This window comes from Dysgonomonas mossii DSM 22836, from assembly GCF_000213575.1.
GTDB lineage: Bacteria > Bacteroidota > Bacteroidia > Bacteroidales > Dysgonomonadaceae > Dysgonomonas > Dysgonomonas mossii.
The window spans coordinates 243899-261166 of record NZ_GL892009.1; the positions used below are offsets into that span (position 1 = coordinate 243899).

General features: G+C 36.8%; 14 protein-coding genes and 2 rRNA genes. 3 read left to right on the forward strand and 13 right to left on the reverse strand.

Annotated features, from left to right (window positions below):
* Positions 1-3: 3 nt before the first annotated feature.
* The 4 genes from HMPREF9456_RS13750 to nspC all read right to left on the reverse strand — a co-directional run bounded on the left by HMPREF9456_RS13750 (position 4) and on the right by nspC (position 5276).
* Positions 4-1050 carry a DHH family phosphoesterase gene (locus HMPREF9456_RS13750; RefSeq protein WP_006844151.1) on the reverse strand — a complete coding sequence of 349 codons (1047 nt, stop codon included), beginning with the start codon at positions 1048-1050 and terminating at the stop codon, positions 4-6.
* 44 nt (positions 1051-1094) lie between these two features.
* Positions 1095-3068 (reverse strand): ComEC/Rec2 family competence protein, encoded by a 1974-nt coding sequence (locus HMPREF9456_RS13755; RefSeq protein ID WP_006844152.1) that lies wholly within the window; start codon positions 3066-3068, stop codon positions 1095-1097.
* A gap of 33 nt (positions 3069-3101) precedes the next feature.
* Entirely contained in the window at positions 3102-3752 is a 651-nt protein-coding gene (gene rpe, locus HMPREF9456_RS13760; protein WP_006844153.1) for a ribulose-phosphate 3-epimerase, read from the reverse strand.
* 381 nt (positions 3753-4133) lie between these two features.
* Positions 4134-5276, reverse strand: a complete 1143-nt coding sequence (gene nspC, locus HMPREF9456_RS13765) for a carboxynorspermidine decarboxylase (protein WP_018074930.1) — start codon at positions 5274-5276, stop codon at positions 4134-4136.
* A 220-nt stretch (positions 5277-5496) separates the two neighbouring features.
* On the opposite strand from nspC, the gene HMPREF9456_RS13770 reads away from it, so the two are divergent.
* Entirely contained in the window at positions 5497-6138 is a 642-nt protein-coding gene (locus tag HMPREF9456_RS13770) for a thiamine diphosphokinase (RefSeq protein WP_006844156.1), read from the forward strand.
* Positions 6139-6151: 13 nt separating this feature from the next.
* Here HMPREF9456_RS13770 and HMPREF9456_RS13775 read toward each other — a convergent pair whose 3' ends face one another.
* The 6 genes from HMPREF9456_RS13775 to gyrB all read right to left on the reverse strand — a co-directional run bounded on the left by HMPREF9456_RS13775 (position 6152) and on the right by gyrB (position 12421).
* Positions 6152-6592, reverse strand: a complete 441-nt coding sequence (locus tag HMPREF9456_RS13775; RefSeq protein ID WP_006844157.1) for a SufE family protein — start codon at positions 6590-6592, stop codon at positions 6152-6154.
* Positions 6593-6605: 13 nt separating this feature from the next.
* Entirely contained in the window at positions 6606-7601 is a 996-nt protein-coding gene (locus HMPREF9456_RS13780; RefSeq protein ID WP_006844158.1) for a M28 family peptidase, read from the reverse strand.
* Positions 7602-7770: 169 nt separating this feature from the next.
* Positions 7771-8448, reverse strand: a complete 678-nt coding sequence (locus tag HMPREF9456_RS13785) for a bacteriophage terminase small subunit (RefSeq protein WP_006844159.1) — start codon at positions 8446-8448, stop codon at positions 7771-7773.
* A 74-nt stretch (positions 8449-8522) separates the two neighbouring features.
* Positions 8523-9569: an EFR1 family ferrodoxin gene (locus HMPREF9456_RS13790; RefSeq protein WP_006844160.1), complete on the reverse strand. Its 1047-nt coding sequence runs from the start codon at positions 9567-9569 to the stop codon at positions 8523-8525.
* 273 nt (positions 9570-9842) lie between these two features.
* A complete protein-coding gene (locus HMPREF9456_RS13795; protein WP_006844161.1) occupies positions 9843-10364 on the reverse strand; it encodes a hypothetical protein in 522 nt (173 codons plus the stop codon).
* 101 nt (positions 10365-10465) lie between these two features.
* Positions 10466-12421, reverse strand: coding sequence for a DNA topoisomerase (ATP-hydrolyzing) subunit B (gene gyrB, locus HMPREF9456_RS13800; RefSeq protein WP_006844162.1), 1956 nt, complete (start codon positions 12419-12421; stop codon positions 10466-10468).
* Positions 12422-12674: 253 nt separating this feature from the next.
* Between gyrB and HMPREF9456_RS13805 the strand changes: the two genes are divergently transcribed.
* Complete coding sequence (locus HMPREF9456_RS13805; protein WP_006844163.1) at positions 12675-14213, forward strand: CotH kinase family protein; 1539 nt, start codon at positions 12675-12677, stop codon at positions 14211-14213.
* 81 nt (positions 14214-14294) lie between these two features.
* Here HMPREF9456_RS13805 and HMPREF9456_RS13810 read toward each other — a convergent pair whose 3' ends face one another.
* Entirely contained in the window at positions 14295-15053 is a 759-nt protein-coding gene (locus tag HMPREF9456_RS13810; protein ID WP_006844164.1) for a glycosyltransferase family 2 protein, read from the reverse strand.
* 270 nt (positions 15054-15323) lie between these two features.
* Here HMPREF9456_RS13810 and HMPREF9456_RS13815 point away from each other — a divergent pair, with 270 nt between their 5' ends.
* A complete protein-coding gene (locus HMPREF9456_RS13815; protein WP_006844165.1) occupies positions 15324-16724 on the forward strand; it encodes a prealbumin-like fold domain-containing protein in 1401 nt (466 codons plus the stop codon).
* A gap of 140 nt (positions 16725-16864) precedes the next feature.
* On the opposite strand, the gene rrf is transcribed toward HMPREF9456_RS13815, so the two are convergent.
* Positions 16865-16975 (reverse strand): 5S ribosomal RNA (gene rrf, locus HMPREF9456_RS13820).
* A gap of 133 nt (positions 16976-17108) precedes the next feature.
* Positions 17109-17268: ribosomal RNA gene (locus HMPREF9456_RS17505) — 23S ribosomal RNA — on the reverse strand; the annotation flags it as partial.

Genomic DNA, 17268 nt, shown 5'->3' on the forward strand with positions numbered 1-17268 from the left:
ATGTTATTTAGTAAGTATATTATTCTTTTTCAATAAGTCTCCAAATTCGGGTAATGCTTTCTCAAATATTGCGATAGCCTCATCCATTGTACCGTAAAACTCCCCTCCTGCTGCATTTAGGTGACCACCACCGTTAAAACATTTTGAAGCAAATTGATTGCTTGGAAAGTCTCCTTGTGAACGAAACGAAATTTTTATAAAATCATTGTCTTCACGAATAAAAACTGAAAAAATAATTCCTTTTATATTCAACGGTAAATTTGCAAAACCTTCAGTGTCACCTTTTTTTACATTATATCGATTTTGCTCCTCATTCGTCAACCAAATGAGAGCTGAGTTATATTCAGGATAAACCTTCATTTTCTCACTTAATGTATATCCTAACATACGATAACGATCTTCGGTATAGTTATGGTATACATTCGAATATATCTGATCTTTATTTATTCCTTTTTTCAGTAATTCTCCTACGATATAGTATATTTCAATATTATTGGAGTTATAAGTAAATGCTCCTGTATCTGTCATCATACCGGTATAAATAGCAGTAGCACTATTATAGCTCATCGCCTCAAAATCCCCCATACGGCAGATCAAACGAAACACGAGTTCGCTAGTAGATGATATTTCAGGGTATGAAATCATCACATCACAAAACTCTGTTGGATCAGGATGGTGATCTATCAATACTTTTTTCCCTTTCGCAGCCTCAATAAATGGAGCCAAATGGTGTGACCGTTTTGGCACATTAAAGTCGAGACAAAAGATAAGCTCAGCCTCTGCTATAAGCTTTTGAGCATATTCCGGATATTTTTCATAATCAAAAATATCCTTCGCTCCGGGTATCCATTTCAAAAAATCAGGAAATGAATTAGGAACTATAATATTTACATCATTACCCAAGTCATTCAAATAATGGTACAAACCAAGAGAAGATCCAATAGCGTCTCCGTCAGGTGAAACATGGGTAACTATTACAATTTTGTCATATTGATCGAGTAGCTCTTCTACCGCTGTTATCTTCTGACTAGCTATTATTTTCGATATCATTTAAAGAATTCCTTATTCTAATTAAAATACAAACAACAAAAGTACTAAAAAATCAAACTAAATGCACCACTTTGAGTTACATCGTGATAAGGAATATTTAGTTTTTGACATTCTTTAGCTAGCCGACGTCTTGTATATCTTGATAATGAAGCATCTAAAACCACATTTTCTATCCAAAAGAGCTGAGTTAAAGAATATAAAGAGAAACTGTTACAGTGAGTAAGCACTAAGTTGTTCACTTTGAATCTTTCTTCCGTTGCCTTCTCTTTCCAATTATCAGAAGACAAAATCAGCATATTGCTTGTTTGATTACCGATGTATATATAGCCACTAGGCGCATCACCCGGTAGTATATCGGTTTCCTGTCCCGGCTTGCTCCATTTTATTTCTGAAGCATGGCTTCTATTATAAACTATTACCATTTCGGGTTTATCAACAATCTTACTGTGAATATGACTCGTGAGCAATACGAATATGGCGATTAGGCCTATAATTAAAGCCTTCGATTTCTTATATATAAGGAAAATCAATATCCCTATTATTATGGTAAAGATCAACAACAAGTCGACGAAAGATACTTTCGCATTTTGTAAAAGAGCAAAGGGTAATTGTTCAAACAGATGAATCGTGTATGTCATAAAACTGACTAAAGCCTGTAATGCCTTCACCGGAAGATAGTATAAGTAATAACTAAAATCAGGGAATACAAAACTCAACATTTTTGCAAACACAATCCCTCCGGCTACATACATAATCAAAGAAACAACAGGAACAATTATCAGATTGGCAACAAAGAAATATGTAGGAAACGTTCCGAAGTAGTAAAGGCAAATAGGAAACGTAGCCAACTGTGCAACGAGTGAAAGAGCAAACATCTGCCAAATATATCTTATGTACTTATTTTCTATCTTCATCAGCCCCGACATCTTTGGATGAAGATATAAGATGGAAAGGACCGACATAAAACTTAATTGCAGCCCGATATCAAACAAAGAGAAAGGGTTGACTAAAAACATAAAGAATGCAGCGATGAACAAGGCGTGAATAGAAAAGCTTTTTCGCCTAACTATTTCCGATACACAAAACACACTTAACATTGCGCTTGCCCTAACTACCGAAGGAGGCAAACCCGTAATAAAAGCATACCCCCACAATAAAAGAATTATAAGGACTGGCTTTATCCAATAGTACTTTGAATTTCGATGAACAAACCCCAGTAAGAGAGTTATCATTACATAAATAATACCGACATGTAACCCGCTGACAGATAAAACATGTACGGTTCCCGTCGTCCTGAATCCTTGTTTCAGATCATCACTTAATTCATTCTGATAGCCAAGAGTCAATGCTGACAAAACAGCATACTCTGTTTCTTTCAGATCCAAAGCCTTATAGAAATCGAGAATAGCTTGTCTGCAACGTAAAGCTTGATACTTAATGTTAGATGAGACTTCACCTGTCCTTTTATAAGCATCTGATGAGACGTAAACAGATCCTACAAAGTTCTGATTATACATATACCTGACATAATCAAAATCATCCGGATTCCCCATATTTCGGAAGGGTTGAATCTCTCCATAAAAAAGGAACTCATCACCCGGATACAATCGATCAGAGATCAACGAATCTCTTTGAAAATAACAGACTACCTGCTTATCTTCATCGGGTAAAAACACCCGATATGCAACAGTCTTCGCTTTTTCCTGAGGAGAGTCTGTCACAATACCTCTATAAAGGGTTTTAGTCTCCGAAAAAGCATATTCAGATAAGTGCTGACGATATGCTGTAGAGAAAGCACCTATTCCCACCGTTGCTAAAATCACCCCCAAACCAAAGAGCCAGCGTAAAGAAAATCGCCGATCCTTTGGTACAAGATATGACAAAAGCATAGCCATATTTCCTAAAAGGAAAAAGACTATGCTTATATATTCGTTCTTAAAATAGTACTGAAACAGGATACCTACAATCAGCGAGAGCAGAAGGAAAAGGAATGGTATTTTCGACAATGGATTTCTCATTCCACAATAGCTATCAATACTACATTAGGTCTATTACAGACTCTTCAGTTTGTGAATCATTTCTGTCGGGTTGGCATCCGCAAACACTGCGTTCCCGGCAACCAGAACATCTGCTCCGGCATCAACCAAACGTTTGCCTGTTTCCAGATTTACACCTCCATCTACTTCGATAAGTGTATGCAATCCTCGTCTTACAATCATATCTTTAAGGCAGGACACTTTATCGAGTGTACGCTCTATGAATTTCTGACCACCAAAGCCCGGATTTACAGACATAAGCAATACCATATCCAAATCCTGAAGTATATCTTCGAGCAGACAAACAGGTGTATGAGGATTTAAAGTAACGGCAGCTTTCATCCCCGCATCGTGTATTGCAGCAATAGTTCGATGCAAGTGTACACAAGCTTCGTAATGCACATTCATCATATATGCACCCGCATCCTTTACAACAGGAATATACTGATCGGGGTTTACAATCATCAGATGTACATCCAATGGTTTCTTTGCCATTTTACTGATCTGCTTAATTATCGGAAAACCGAACGAAATATTGGGAACAAATGTTCCGTCCATTACATCACAATGAAACCAATCGGCCTCACTATTGTTTACCATTTCTATGTCGGCTTGCAAATTAAGAAAATCAGCAGACAATAATGACGGAGCTATTTTATGGTGCATACTATTGAATTATAAGTTATAAATTTGATGTTATCATCCTTCAAAGCAAAAATACGAAAAAGAGCACAAGTGACAAAAAGAAAAAAGGTACAAACATCAAATGCCTATACCCTTTATTTCTTTTCTGAGAGATTTCTTAATTCACACAAAATTCATTTAGTGATCTTGGCAAAGATTTCTCAGCATAATATGTTCGTGCAAATTGTTTCAGAAAGTCCAGCGTACTTTTGGCAGGTGCGACAACCTCCCCTTCATTATCAACACTTTTGCACAGCTTATGAGTATAGTTTTTTTTCATAGGCAATTTCCTTAAATAAGTTAGTTCTATCTATGAAACGCCAACCTTATATCTATATTGTTTATGATCTAATATTTAACATTCTAGCTCATACGAGTTTTATAATCCTCGTAACTAAATTCCCTATAAATCTCTAACTGGTTAGACTTATTCCAAAGGGCGATAGCCGGATGAGATATACCATTAAACATAGTAGTCTTCACGATTGTATAATGAATCATATCTTCGAATATAATCTTATCACCTATAAGAAGAGGCTCATCAAAAGACCATTCTCCTACAAAATCGCCACTCAGGCAACTACTTCCCCCCATACGATAAGTGGGTAGTCCTTGTACCGGTTCGTGATATGCACCTCTGATATGCGGTTTGTAAGGCATTTCCAAACAATCGGGCATGTGACATGCAAAAGACACATCGAGTATTGCTGTCTTAATCCCTCTATTCTCTACAATATCTACCACTGTAGAAACCAGAACTCCTGTTTGCCAAGCAAAAGCACTCCCCGGTTCCATGATAATCTCAAGATTAGGATGCTTCGCTTTAAAAGATTGGAGTAAGCCGATAAGATGTTCCACGTCATAATCTTTTCGGGTCATAAGGTGTCCTCCGCCCATATTAAACCACTTAACCTGCGACAATAGATGCCCAAACTTTTGCTCAATCACTTCCAGTGTTTTCTCTAAGTCGTACGACGACGATTCGCACAATGTATGGAAATGAAGTCCTTCTAGTCCTTCGGGTAACTTATCGCCCAATTGATCCAAAGAAACGCCAAGACGTGAACCCGGAGTAGCCGGATTATATAAATCAGTCTCTACCGTAGAATATTCGGGATTGATACGTAAGCCACAGGATACTTTGTGTGAATGTTTCAACGTTTCGGGATAAAACCGATCGAACTGCGATAAAGAGTTGAACGTGATGTGGCTGCTATAACGCATGAAAAGAGGAAAATTTTCGGATGTATATGCCGGAGTAAAAGTATGCGCCAAGCTACCCATTTCTTCATACGCCAATTGAGCCTCATACACAGAACTAGCTGTAGAACATGGTATGTATTCTCTTATAATAGGAAACGATTTCCACATTGCATACGCCTTGAATGCCAATATAATATTCACTCCTGCCCTATCTTTCACCGATTTGATAAGACTGAGATTGTTTCTAAGCAATTCTTCTTCCATCACAAAGCAAGGTGACGGCACTTTATTTATTTCTATCATTTTTATTGAGTTTTTCGTCAAAAAAATTACAAGCTGCAAAGGTCGTGATTTTATTCTCGATGTTTAAATAATTTACTATAAAAAATTAACCTCTTTCTTTACTATGATTAATCTTCCCTATAAAACATATCAGCTTTTATTTTACTTTCTTCATATCAATAAAACTTAATCCTAAACTATTTACTAATTTTACCCCCTCTTATTATATGATAATTTCAGAATGAAAAAATACATCCTCCCCGATATAAACCGCCGGACAGATACAATCATACTGGCTAATGGTAATTTCCCTTCCAATCCTTTGGCTTTATCGATACTCAACAACTGCAAGTACCTTGTCTGTTGCGACGGGGCAACCAATAATCTGGCAGACACAAGCCGTGTGCCGGATGCAATAGTTGGCGATTGCGATTCGCTCTCGGAAGAGAACCAAATACGGTTTGCGGATATTATACACAGAATCCCCGAACAGGAGACCAACGACCTTACAAAAGCCGTACGATTCTGCTTGAAGCAAGGAAGAAAAGAGTTGACGATACTCGGCGCAACAGGTAAACGGGAAGATCACACCATTGCCAATATCAGCCTGCTATGCGAGTATATGAATGACGCAGATGTAGAAATGATTACCAACTACGGCGTATTTAACGGAATAGACTGTACCTCTCTTTTCGAAAGCTATAAAGGACAGCAAGTCTCTTTGTTCTGCATAGATCAGAGCATGGTAACATCGCACAACCTTTTGTATGCTATCGAAAAGCGGATATTTACCAACTGGTGGCAAGCTACCCTGAACGAGTCTACAAGCGATGAGTTTACGATAGAAACAAACGGACGTATGATCGTTTACAGGGCTTTTTGATATTTGCGAAACGTTACGCTCCTACTTCGCCGATTTCCTTTGCCTTATATGCCATCGCATAAAAGCGGATTTGCTTTATCATAGACACAAGCCCGTTGGAGCGTGTAGGCGAAAGGTTTTCTTTCAGCCCAATCTTCTCTATAAAGTAAAGATCAGTATTTATAATTTCATCCGGCGTACGGTTCGACAGCACCTTTATCAGTAGAGCGATAATACCTTTTACGATTACGGCATCGCTCTCCGCTTTAAGTACTATTTTACCGTCGATATAATCAGCCTGTAGCCAGACACGGCTTTGGCAACCAACAATAAGATTGTCTTCTGTCTTATTCTTATCGTCTAATTTATCCAGTGAATTTCCCAATTCTATTAATAATGCGTAACGATCCATCCAATCATCAAACATCGAAAATTCTTCTATAATCTCGTCTTGAACTTCGTTTATTGTAGCCATTTATTCCCTCTGTTTATTTTTCCTTATATACAACTTCCAGCACTGTTTGTCCTACGGCCTTCAATGTTTCTTTACTGATATTACGCATATCGTCTTTTTGTGTATGCCATGAATGGAAGAACCCATGATCCATATCCTGACGGTAATCGATAATATCGATACTCGGTATCTTGCGAATCTGATTTACAGGGACATGATCATCTGTAACTCCGCCCACATCTTTACCAATAAAGAACTTGCCATAACTAAGCAGTCCGGCTGTTCTCCATACTTTTTCAAGTATATCTTCTGCATATTCTTTGGATATAGCTTCTCTATAAAAAGTTGCTCCTTCTGCTCCAACCATATCCAATAATATCCCAAATTTAGCTTTATAGTTTGGTACATGCGGATTATTTGCCCAGTACTGAGAGCCCAAACACCATGTTTCTCCTTTAATCAAAGATTTCTCCGCAAAGGCAGGGATACCATAATCTTCTGCATCAAAAAAGATGATATCTACTCCCACCTCAGGTGCTTTGGTCTGAAGGACTCTTCCTATCTCCATCAATACTCCTACTCCACTGGCACCGTCATTAGCACCCAGCAACGGTTTCTTAAGATTAGCCGGATCAGGATCCTGATCTGAATACGGACGTGTGTCCCAATGGGCAAAAAGCAACACCCTGTTTTTCTTCTCCAAACCATAAGAGGCTATTATATTACGGGCATTAAGCTTTGTGCCATCATATGCCGTTACCACCATCTTCTGTTCCTGAACTTCTGCTCCGAAACGTTTCATTTCGGCTACCAGGAAATCGCCGCAAGCAACGTGCTCTTTAGTGTTCGGCACACGGTATCCGAATGCAACTTGTCTGTCTACATAAGCGTATGCGCTATCGGCATTGAAGTCCGGCGATACTTTCTGATACGAGTCAGCCATCGTATTCGCATTTTGAGTTGTTTTCCCACACGAGCATGCTATAAAAATCAAAGACATGCATGTAATGTATATGTTCTTAATTGCCATCTTATACTAGTTTACTTTACAGAATACAATCTACAAATATAGAGATTTGTTGTGAGGTAGAGGTTTCATTTAAGAGTTTTTTCGATTAGGACCTTCACTACACTAAAACAAGTAAGGCGTCTAACTCCAAAAAGTGACAAAAGTAACACATATCATACTATTTATATTGTCACCCTCTGTAAAGATATCCGGGAGGTAAGACTTCACCACTACGCCTAACCTTAACAAATTTCGGTTTAAGCTCAACTTCCGTGTTTTCATTACTTGCTTCATCACTCTCTACTGTAGAACAATCTGGTATATCTTGTGATTTGGAAGTTTCACTGTCTTTTTGCGGATGTAAATCTTTGTCTTTTTTGGGGGTGTTTCCTGTCCTTAAATTTTCACGTAGTAGATTTAGATTCTCCGCTGTTTTGGGATCACGAACAACAATTGTTAAAGTAGACGGAGTGCTCTCCTCTTCTTTATTGGCTTTACTATCTTGACGAGAAAGTGTAAGCTTTATCGCATGGGTATCAGGGGCGTATTCTTTTTGTTTTACGATCTGCGATTTTAGCACCAGCTCATCAGGATTATTTTTATCGGGAACGTATATCGTTTTTGTCTCTGTAAGGGTATAACCTTCCAGTTTCCTTTTTAGTGACTTGCGAGCCAGCATCATTAACATATCATCACGACGATCTATCGCTTCTTCTATTGCTTCTCTGAATTCGGGCTTTGTATCTTTCCATTCATAAAAAGATTTTCTGCTGATTTTTAATATACTGCATATCTCTGAGATAGAATAAGTATCCGCTTCTATCAGTGTAACAATCTTCTCTACTAGTTTTTCTGTGTACTTTGCCATATCTATTATTATAAGTTGTTTATAATAGATAATTATTTAGGAAAGTGATAAAGATGTATTAGACGGATATTTTTTCAGTTTTTCTTTTGCCTCCATATAGCATCAGCAATAGATCTGTATCTTCCCCAGAATTTATAATGAGTAAGAGAGAAAAATGAGATTAGCCGTCCGGTGTATTTATTCAAAAGAAAAAGATGTTGAATCCGATAGAAAACAATGAGAAGAATAAAAAAGACGATAAAAGAAAAGACTTTTTCGACAAAAGGATAATGCAAAAAGTCGGAAGATAATTTGTTTAACAGATAAGTTGCAAGTGTAGAATAGAATATACTTGTAATAACGAATAGTCCGTGAGCACTTTCTATTGCTCTTTTAGGACAAAGGGACATACATCGCATACAACTCTCGCACTTCAAGAGCCAAAAAGGACGATTATTTAAAATTTTAATTGCTTTTACAGGACATTGTTTCACACACAGCAGGCATCCATCACAAGCAGTTGAAGCATAGAATGATTTTGCAAAGGCAAAACGCCCTGCAATATAATATCCTAAAGATATAGGGGATATCAGTATATCTTGAACAATATCCTTGTATGCTACAAAAACAGAATTTCCCTCAAATATCCTGTCACAGTATTTCTTTACTTTATAAAAATTAGCCTCATGCAAAAATGCCACAGCGTTCTGACTCAATGCCGGATGAATCGACATCCAATTAGACGGCATATCGAAAGGTATTTGTCCTTTAATCTTATAGCCTTTCTTTTTTAGCATTATTGTTGATACAAAAAATGCGATTCCGGTCAAACCTGGTGTTACCGTTTTTCTAATCTTTAGTCCGGCTCTTGTATTCATCAGTACAATATCGTTAGAGCCTTTTGGTAATCGGCGAATAAAGGCGAGGGTTATTGGGGGATAGTTGAATCCATGTATTGGTGAAATAATAATTACCAAAGTGTCAGGGTCTATGTCAATGCTGTTGTGTCTTGCTGTATCTATATTCTCTAAGTTGCATCTTATATTCTTTTCGGTCGCAAATTCTCGAATCCAATAGGAAATCCTTTTCGCATTCCCTGTTCCCGAAAAATAATAAATCCTTATTTTTTTATATACAAGCATTCAGTATATCTGATAAGATTATAATTCAAAGATAGTTACAAATAATAATTCATCCTTTCATTTTCCGATGTAAATCAATAAAAAACAAATAATAAACACCTTTCTTTTCACTTAAGAAATGGGAATCTATCGTCTTTTCGGATTTGCAATCCGAAAATATTTATTCGTAGGATTGCAAATCCGAAAGAACGAAAGATTGCATCATACACACTTTCAAATACAATAGCCAAAGTTATTCTATATTTATAAAATTAGAAGCGTGACAATTTTCATTCAATCATCATACGAATTCACCTTATAAACAAGCTGTAATTTTACTGGTTTATCTTTCGATTTTGGATATTCTTCATTGTTTATTCTTTTTTCAAATTCAGCCATTATATCTAAATCTAAATCGCCTCGCACAGCGAATCGAATAATATTTTCATCTTTTTTCAACTCAAACTGTATCATTATTTTACCTGACTTCTCTGACGCTCTAAATAATTCTTCAAAAATCTTATTTGTTTTATCTATAATGTCTTTCAGATCTTCAAGAGAAGTAGATTTTTTTAGCTCGGCATCACTACTTAAGAAAACAAGTTGTTCTAGAGCGCTCTCTTTCACCCCCTTACCATTTGTTTTTATCTCTTTTCCATTTTGATATTTTTTAAATTCACCCTCCGTCGAATATACTTTTTGTTCTATGGGATTATAATATTTATTTGCAGGCAGAGAGTCGTTTTTTACTATAATCTGAGATATACAAAAAACAGGACATAAGAGCATAAGTATAAAAACTAAATTCTTTTTCATAGCTATAAGATTTAACAAGAATATTAAATTCTTCACAATTATACACAAAAAAACCGCAATTTGATTCAAATTGCGGTTTTTTCTATTTTGTAATATCTTACTTACGCATCAATCTTAGCATAAGTTGCATTTTCTTCGATAAACTCACGGCGCGGAGCCACGTCTTCACCCATCAGCATAGAGAAAACGTGATCGGCTTCTGCAGCATTTTCTATAGTCACCTGACGCAATGTACGGTGTTCAGGATTCATGGTAGTATCCCAAAGCTGCTCGGCATTCATTTCTCCAAGACCTTTATATCGCTGTGTGTGAATCGCATTTTCGTCTCCATCAGCATATTTCTCGATAAATGCACGACGTTGGCGATCGTCCCAGCAATACTCTTCGTTTTTACCCTTGCGACAAAGATAAAGCGGAGGTGTTGCAATATAGATATATCCTTTCTCCAACAATGCTTTCATATGGCGGAAGAAGAAAGTAAGAATCAGCGTTGCAATGTGGCTTCCATCCACATCGGCATCGGTCATGATCACCACTTTTTGATAACGAAGCTTTTGGAGATTCAACTCTTTAGAGTCTTCTTCCGTTCCTATCGTTACTCCTAGTGCTGTATATATATTTTTTATCTCATCACTTTCGAGAACTTTGTGAGGCATCGCTTTTTCCACATTCAGAATCTTACCCCTAAGAGGAAGAATTGCTTGGAATCCACGGTCACGGCCTTGTTTTGCTGTACCACCCGCAGAGTCTCCTTCGACAAGGAAAATCTCACATATCGAAGCATCTTTACTCGAACAGTCAGCCAGCTTGCCCGGTAATCCACCACCTGTAAGCGGGGATTTACGTTGTACCAACTCACGAGCTTTGCGAGCCGCTGCACGTGCCGTTGCCGCAAGGATAACTTTTTCTACAATGATTTTTGCTTCTTTCGGATGCTCTTCAAGATATATACCCAAAGCCTCTCCTACGGCCTGATCAACAGCTCCAATAACCTCATTGTTACCAAGTTTAGTCTTTGTCTGTCCTTCAAACTGAGGCTCAGCAACTTTGATAGAAACAACGGCAGTAAGTCCTTCACGGAAGTCATCGCCACTAATTTCTACTTTTACCTTCTCTAGCATCTTCGAATCATCGGCGTACTTCTTCAGCGTACGAGACAATCCACGGCGAAACCCGGTAAGGTGTGTACCACCTTCTATTGTGTGTATATTATTTACATACGAATATACGTTCTCATTATATGATGTATTGTATGTCATTGCCACTTCTACCGGTACTCCTTGTTTCTCGGTAACAATATGTATAACATCATCGATCAATGCTTCTTTAGATGCATCTATATATCGTACAAATTCTTCCAGCCCTTTTTCAGAAAAGAAAGTATCTGTTTTGAATGTCCCATCTTCTTTTACATGACGACGATCAACTAGCGATAGACGAACTCCGGCATTGAGGAATGCCAGTTCACGAAGACGTGATGCCAATGTATCATATTTGTACTCTGTTACTACAAAAATGGAATCATCGGGTTTGAAAGTTATAATTGTACCTGTATGATCTGTAGTTCCTATTTTTTCTACACCTGTCTGGGGTTTTCCACAAGAATACTCCTGTACATATACATTCCCTTGTTTGTGTACTTCGGCTTTTAAGTATGTAGACAATGCGTTGACACACGACACACCCACACCGTGAAGACCTCCCGAGACTTTGTAAGTACCTTTATCGAATTTACCTCCGGCATGCAAGACTGTAAGAACGACCTCGAGGGCCGATTTCTTCTCTTTAGCCATTATATCCACCGGGATACCACGACCATTGTCTTGTACTGTTATCGAATTATCCTCGTGTATAGTAACTTTGATATCATCACAATATCCGGCCAATGCCTCGTCAATAGAGTTGTCTACAACTTCATACACAAGATGGTGTAATCCTTTTTCGCTTATATCACCGATATACATCGCGGGTCTTTTCCTTACAGCTTCAAGGCCTTCCAGCACTTGAATATTTTGTGCGGAATAAGATTCGCTTGCAATTTTTTGGTTCTCAGTCATATTTATATTTTGCTATTAAATAGGCGAATAATCGCCTGAGGTTTTGCGTTTGAAAAATCTAACAAATATACAGATTTTTATCCACATAAGCAAGAATAGAAGCCATCGTTTTGCTTGCTTATAAATAAAGATTAGAATCAAAAAATTAACAGTTTTATTTATATAAAAACTTGCAAAAACGAATAGAAATCTGATTGCTTTTGTTTTCTTTGTATTGTTCGATATGCCTAATAAATAAATTTAATCCAATACGATGAAAAAACAATTCACCTTTTTATTTTTTATTTTAAGCCTGCTTTTATCTATAACGAGTTGCTCCGATAAAGACAATGAAGTAGAAGATACGCTCAGTGTATCAAAGAGTCAATTATTTTTTAAAATATCGTCTGAAAAACAAAGTTTTACGATCAAATCAAATACCAGATGGGAAATTGACAAAAGCATTCCTTCTTGGTGTACTGTAAGTCCCATGTCTGGAAAAGGCGATGTAACGATTACTGTAGAAGCCAAAGAAAACACGCAAGAGGTTAAGCTTACAACGCAGTTGGTTATAAAAACCAAAACAAAAATACAAAAAGTAAGCATACAACAAGAAGCTGCTCCGCCGGCACCTCTCGAAGGGTACTATTTCCCGCTACTGACTATCAATACTAAAAATGGCACACCAATTACATCGAAGGATGACTATATGGATGCAACGATAAAGATAGAATCAAGAGACAATAAAGGAGCTATAAAAGAGAAGCTAATGGAAGCTGACACCGAAATAAAAGGCCGAGGAAACAGCACGTGGGGAATGGAAAAGAAACCTTACAAACTAAAGCTAAAAGAATCGGCACAAGTATTGGGCATGCCTAAAAACAAACATTGGGTGTTGCTTGCCAATTACTCGGATAAGACATTGATGCGAAACGAATTGGCGTTTGAGATTAGCCGTCGTATGGGATTTGCATGGACTCCACGCATACAGTATGTGGATGTTGTGCTTAATGGAGAATATATCGGAAATTACATGCTTGGAGAACATATACGGGTAGACAAAAACAGAGTCAATATACCCGAATTGAAAGCAGCAGATACAGATATTACAGGAGGATATCTGCTCGAAATAGATGAGCGGAAAGGAGAACCCGTATGGTTTGAAACACTAGAAGCAAAAATGACATTCTGTGTAAACACTCCTGAAGACATACCAGCTAATCAAAAAGAATATATATCAAACTATATCCAAAATATAGAAAACATCATATACGGAAAAGATGATGTAAACCCAATGGAAGAATTGCCGAAGTATTTGGATATGAAATCATTCATTGATTATGTATTACTAAACGAATTATCGAAAAACGTTGATGGCAACCTACGCCTAAGTACATTCGTCTATAAAAATAGAGGCGACGATAAGCTATATTTCGGACCGGTATGGGATTATGATATTGCTTTCGGAAATGTAAATTACGACAACTGCGATATGGTATCAGGATGGCATGCACGTGCAAGAGCTCCTTGGTATCAACAATTTTTCTCTCATCCCGAATTTGAAAATATGGTAAAAGACAGGTGGAACGAATTACGTGGCAATGAATTAAGTGATGCAAACATAAATACGTTCATTGATAATATGGCTGAAAAAATAAATGTATCTCAACATTATAATTTTCAGAAATGGCCAATACTGGATAAGCAAGTCTGGCCTAACCCTATTGTGACTGGGAGTTACCAAGGCGAGGTTAATTATCTTAAGACTTGGATAAAAAACAGATTAAGTTGGATGGATCCACAATTGAAATAAAGAATATCACATACAAGAAACTAAAAAAGAGAAATGACATATATCATTTCTCTTTCTTATTAAGTATTGATTAGAAAGTATCTACCATTTTTTCATAAACCTGTTTATGATTTTCTTCAAACGAAGAAGGTATTTATATTCCTTGTATTTTTTATCTGATATAAAACCATATTTATGCTGTATCATATAGTAATCGGAATAGAAATCGAAATAAGAAGACGATATACCACCTAGTCTGAAATTAGAGATCACGACATCCACTTCTTCGAGCTTTACACCTTTACTTACACATCTGCAAATAAAGTCATAATCTGCCAAGACCTTTATAGAAAGATCAAATGCACCGTATTTATTGTAAACCTCTTTTGATACAAAAAATGTAGAATGGGGAAGTACGCTCTCCGATATAAAGGAAGCTCCACGGCGTTGTACATTAAAAATCTTATTGTCCTTCCACACTCGCTCTATACCGTATATCATGGAGTTGTTTTGATCTACCACTCCGTCAGAAAACTTGTTCCACATAACTTCGAGGGTATTATCCTCATACCAGTCATCAGAGTTAGTTATTCCTACCAATTTTCCGGTAGCAAGAGATATTCCTTTATTCATAGCATCATAAACACCTTTGTCTGGTTCACTAACGATGCGTACCGAGACTCCCTTCTTTTCAAAAGCGGGGATATAACTCTTTATTTTATCTAAGGTTTGATCTTTCGATACAGCATCGATGATGATATATTCAAAGTCAGAGAAAGTTTGTCTTAACAAAGCTTCTACTGTTCCATGTAATGTATTTTCAGAATTGTACGTTGGTGTTATTATAGATATTCTTGGCATATCTAAATTATTTTATTTAAGTCTACGAGCAAAGATACATTTTTTTTATAAATGCATTCACCTTTCTATATATATTAAAAAAAAGAGATTTCATTATTCTTAAAAAGCCTATACAGTGTTAATTATTTAACATTACCAGAGAAACAATTGTGTCTTTTAGACGTTTTAAATATACAATAGGAATATGTTTGTATACATCATGTGGATAATAAATGCTCTTTTATATTATAAGTTTCAATAGAGTTAGCAACCTTGCTAAAACATGAAATAATGAAAACTAAATTATTTGTATACACAAGTATACTATTCCTCGCCGCTTGGATGTCTTATGGATGTAATGAAAAAGAAACGGATACTTGTCTTACCATCTCTGCAAAAGAGATCAACAACAAATCATTTGTAAATGGCGGACAATATCAGATTCTCGATGCTAGTAATAAAGTTGTAGGAACATACACGCTCACTTCCGGAACAGTAAATATCACTAATTTAGCTGTAGGAAAATATGTAGTAGAAGAAATAAGTTCTCCTCAAAATTATTACATTAGTCAAAAGCGAATAGAAGTTATATTGAAATATTCTTGCACAGAAGTTACATTTGAATATATAGACTCGAAATTGAAAGAAATACCAAACAAAAAGAAGGTAAAGTTCATAAATTATCAGGGACTTATAAACCTAGGGGAATACAATGCTGTACGCATTGGTGAATATTACTGGATTGATAGAAATTTTAACCATACAATAAAAAAAGGGAATGGATTCGAAAACGACATACCTATCACTCAAAACATTTTAAATAAATATCTTGAACGGGTACGCATCAATCCCCAATATTACCAATTATCGAATATAGCAGATTTTGAGAAATACTATGGAAGATATTATAGTTATCCTAGTATAGATTATATGAATCAATATTGTTTTATGGCGGATGAGAATGGGAATAAAATTGAAGGCTGGAGATTACCTTTCCCTGCCGATTACAGACAACTATTTTCAATGTCTCCTTTCAATACATCTCATGATGCGAGCCATACCAATCTTAATGAAAGAGATGTCCGTTTTGCCTTAAGCAGCAAGAATAGTGAAAATCCTTTAGCGTTTAATATAAATCAAGGGAATAATAGTCCTTACAAAGTATATTGGTTCGAGAAGTCAACAAATATATATGGTTTTAATATGATGCCCGGGGGAGCTCGCCTCAATGGTGACGGCAGATGGTGCAATGGTCTAGGGCCTAATGGAGGCTGCTATGATGATGGAAAAAGGGGTGATATTTATCATCTATTCTATGCAGTATACCTGGCAACCAAAAATACAAATAATACTCCCGGATATATCGGCATTCACGATTATATGAGTACTAAAGAATATGAATCGTATCACTATCTCAATGTACGATGGTGCAGACCATTAACAGATATAGAGCTAGGGTATAAATTATATATAAATAAGGACAAAACAGATATAAAGAAATTAGATATTAAAGATTCGCCTCCGGAAGGATATACAGAATTACCCCGCGGTTATACTCGTGGATTTTATGTACAATATATATTAAACAACCCTAATACCAAATTAACTGTATCTGACATTGTGAACTATGCTAAAAATGTTCAGGACAATTATGTCTCCGAAAATCGTAACAATTCGAATATAATTTTGTAAAAAGGATGTATACGTCATATTTAAACAAAAAGGAGAGCTTAAAGCTCTCCTTTTCTTCTGTTATTTATCATTCCTAATGGAGTCTGATTGTTCAAAAACAAAGAGTCCGCATACAATTGCTTGTATACGGACTTTGCTTAAAACGGCGGTAACCTACTCTCCCACTTTTACGCAGTACCATCGGCACGACCGGGCTTAACTTCTCTGTTCGGAATGGGAAGAGGTGGAGCCCCGGTGTTATAACCACCTGAATATCGTTACGGATGAATCGTTTTCCATCCTTATAGGATTGACCTGATGTAAAAGAGCAAATAATTCCGTATCATAGATACCAATCTAGCAAACCTCTGGGTTAGTTGTGCGGGGCAGACCTGAGTCCGCCCCCCTGTGAAAGCTTTCGGGCAATTAGTACTGCTCGGCTATGACATTACTGCCTTTACACCTGCAGCCTATCAACGTTGTAGTCTACAACGACCCTTATGAGGATATCTTATCTTGAAGCCGGCTTCGTACTTAGATGCTTTCAGCACTTATCCGATCCAGT

What these genes read in the sequence shown, in the direction of transcription:
- HMPREF9456_RS13750 (WP_006844151.1), bottom strand. Translation starts at nt 1,050, where the DNA reads ATGATATCGAAAATAATAGCTAGTCAGAAGATAACAGCGGTAGAAGAG.
- HMPREF9456_RS13755 (WP_006844152.1), bottom strand. Translation starts at nt 3,068, where the DNA reads ATGAGAAATCCATTGTCGAAAATACCATTCCTTTTCCTTCTGCTCTCG.
- rpe (WP_006844153.1), bottom strand. Translation starts at nt 3,752, where the DNA reads ATGCACCATAAAATAGCTCCGTCATTATTGTCTGCTGATTTTCTTAAT.
- nspC (WP_018074930.1), bottom strand. Translation starts at nt 5,276, where the DNA reads ATGATAGAAATAAATAAAGTGCCGTCACCTTGCTTTGTGATGGAAGAA.
- HMPREF9456_RS13770 (WP_006844156.1), top strand. Translation starts at nt 5,497, where the DNA reads ATGAAAAAATACATCCTCCCCGATATAAACCGCCGGACAGATACAATC.
- HMPREF9456_RS13775 (WP_006844157.1), bottom strand. Translation starts at nt 6,592, where the DNA reads ATGGCTACAATAAACGAAGTTCAAGACGAGATTATAGAAGAATTTTCG.
- HMPREF9456_RS13780 (WP_006844158.1), bottom strand. Translation starts at nt 7,601, where the DNA reads ATGGCAATTAAGAACATATACATTACATGCATGTCTTTGATTTTTATA.
- HMPREF9456_RS13785 (WP_006844159.1), bottom strand. Translation starts at nt 8,448, where the DNA reads ATGGCAAAGTACACAGAAAAACTAGTAGAGAAGATTGTTACACTGATA.
- HMPREF9456_RS13790 (WP_006844160.1), bottom strand. Translation starts at nt 9,569, where the DNA reads ATGCTTGTATATAAAAAAATAAGGATTTATTATTTTTCGGGAACAGGG.
- HMPREF9456_RS13795 (WP_006844161.1), bottom strand. Translation starts at nt 10,364, where the DNA reads ATGAAAAAGAATTTAGTTTTTATACTTATGCTCTTATGTCCTGTTTTT.
- gyrB (WP_006844162.1), bottom strand. Translation starts at nt 12,421, where the DNA reads ATGACTGAGAACCAAAAAATTGCAAGCGAATCTTATTCCGCACAAAAT.
- HMPREF9456_RS13805 (WP_006844163.1), top strand. Translation starts at nt 12,675, where the DNA reads ATGAAAAAACAATTCACCTTTTTATTTTTTATTTTAAGCCTGCTTTTA.
- HMPREF9456_RS13810 (WP_006844164.1), bottom strand. Translation starts at nt 15,053, where the DNA reads ATGCCAAGAATATCTATAATAACACCAACGTACAATTCTGAAAATACA.
- HMPREF9456_RS13815 (WP_006844165.1), top strand. Translation starts at nt 15,324, where the DNA reads ATGAAAACTAAATTATTTGTATACACAAGTATACTATTCCTCGCCGCT.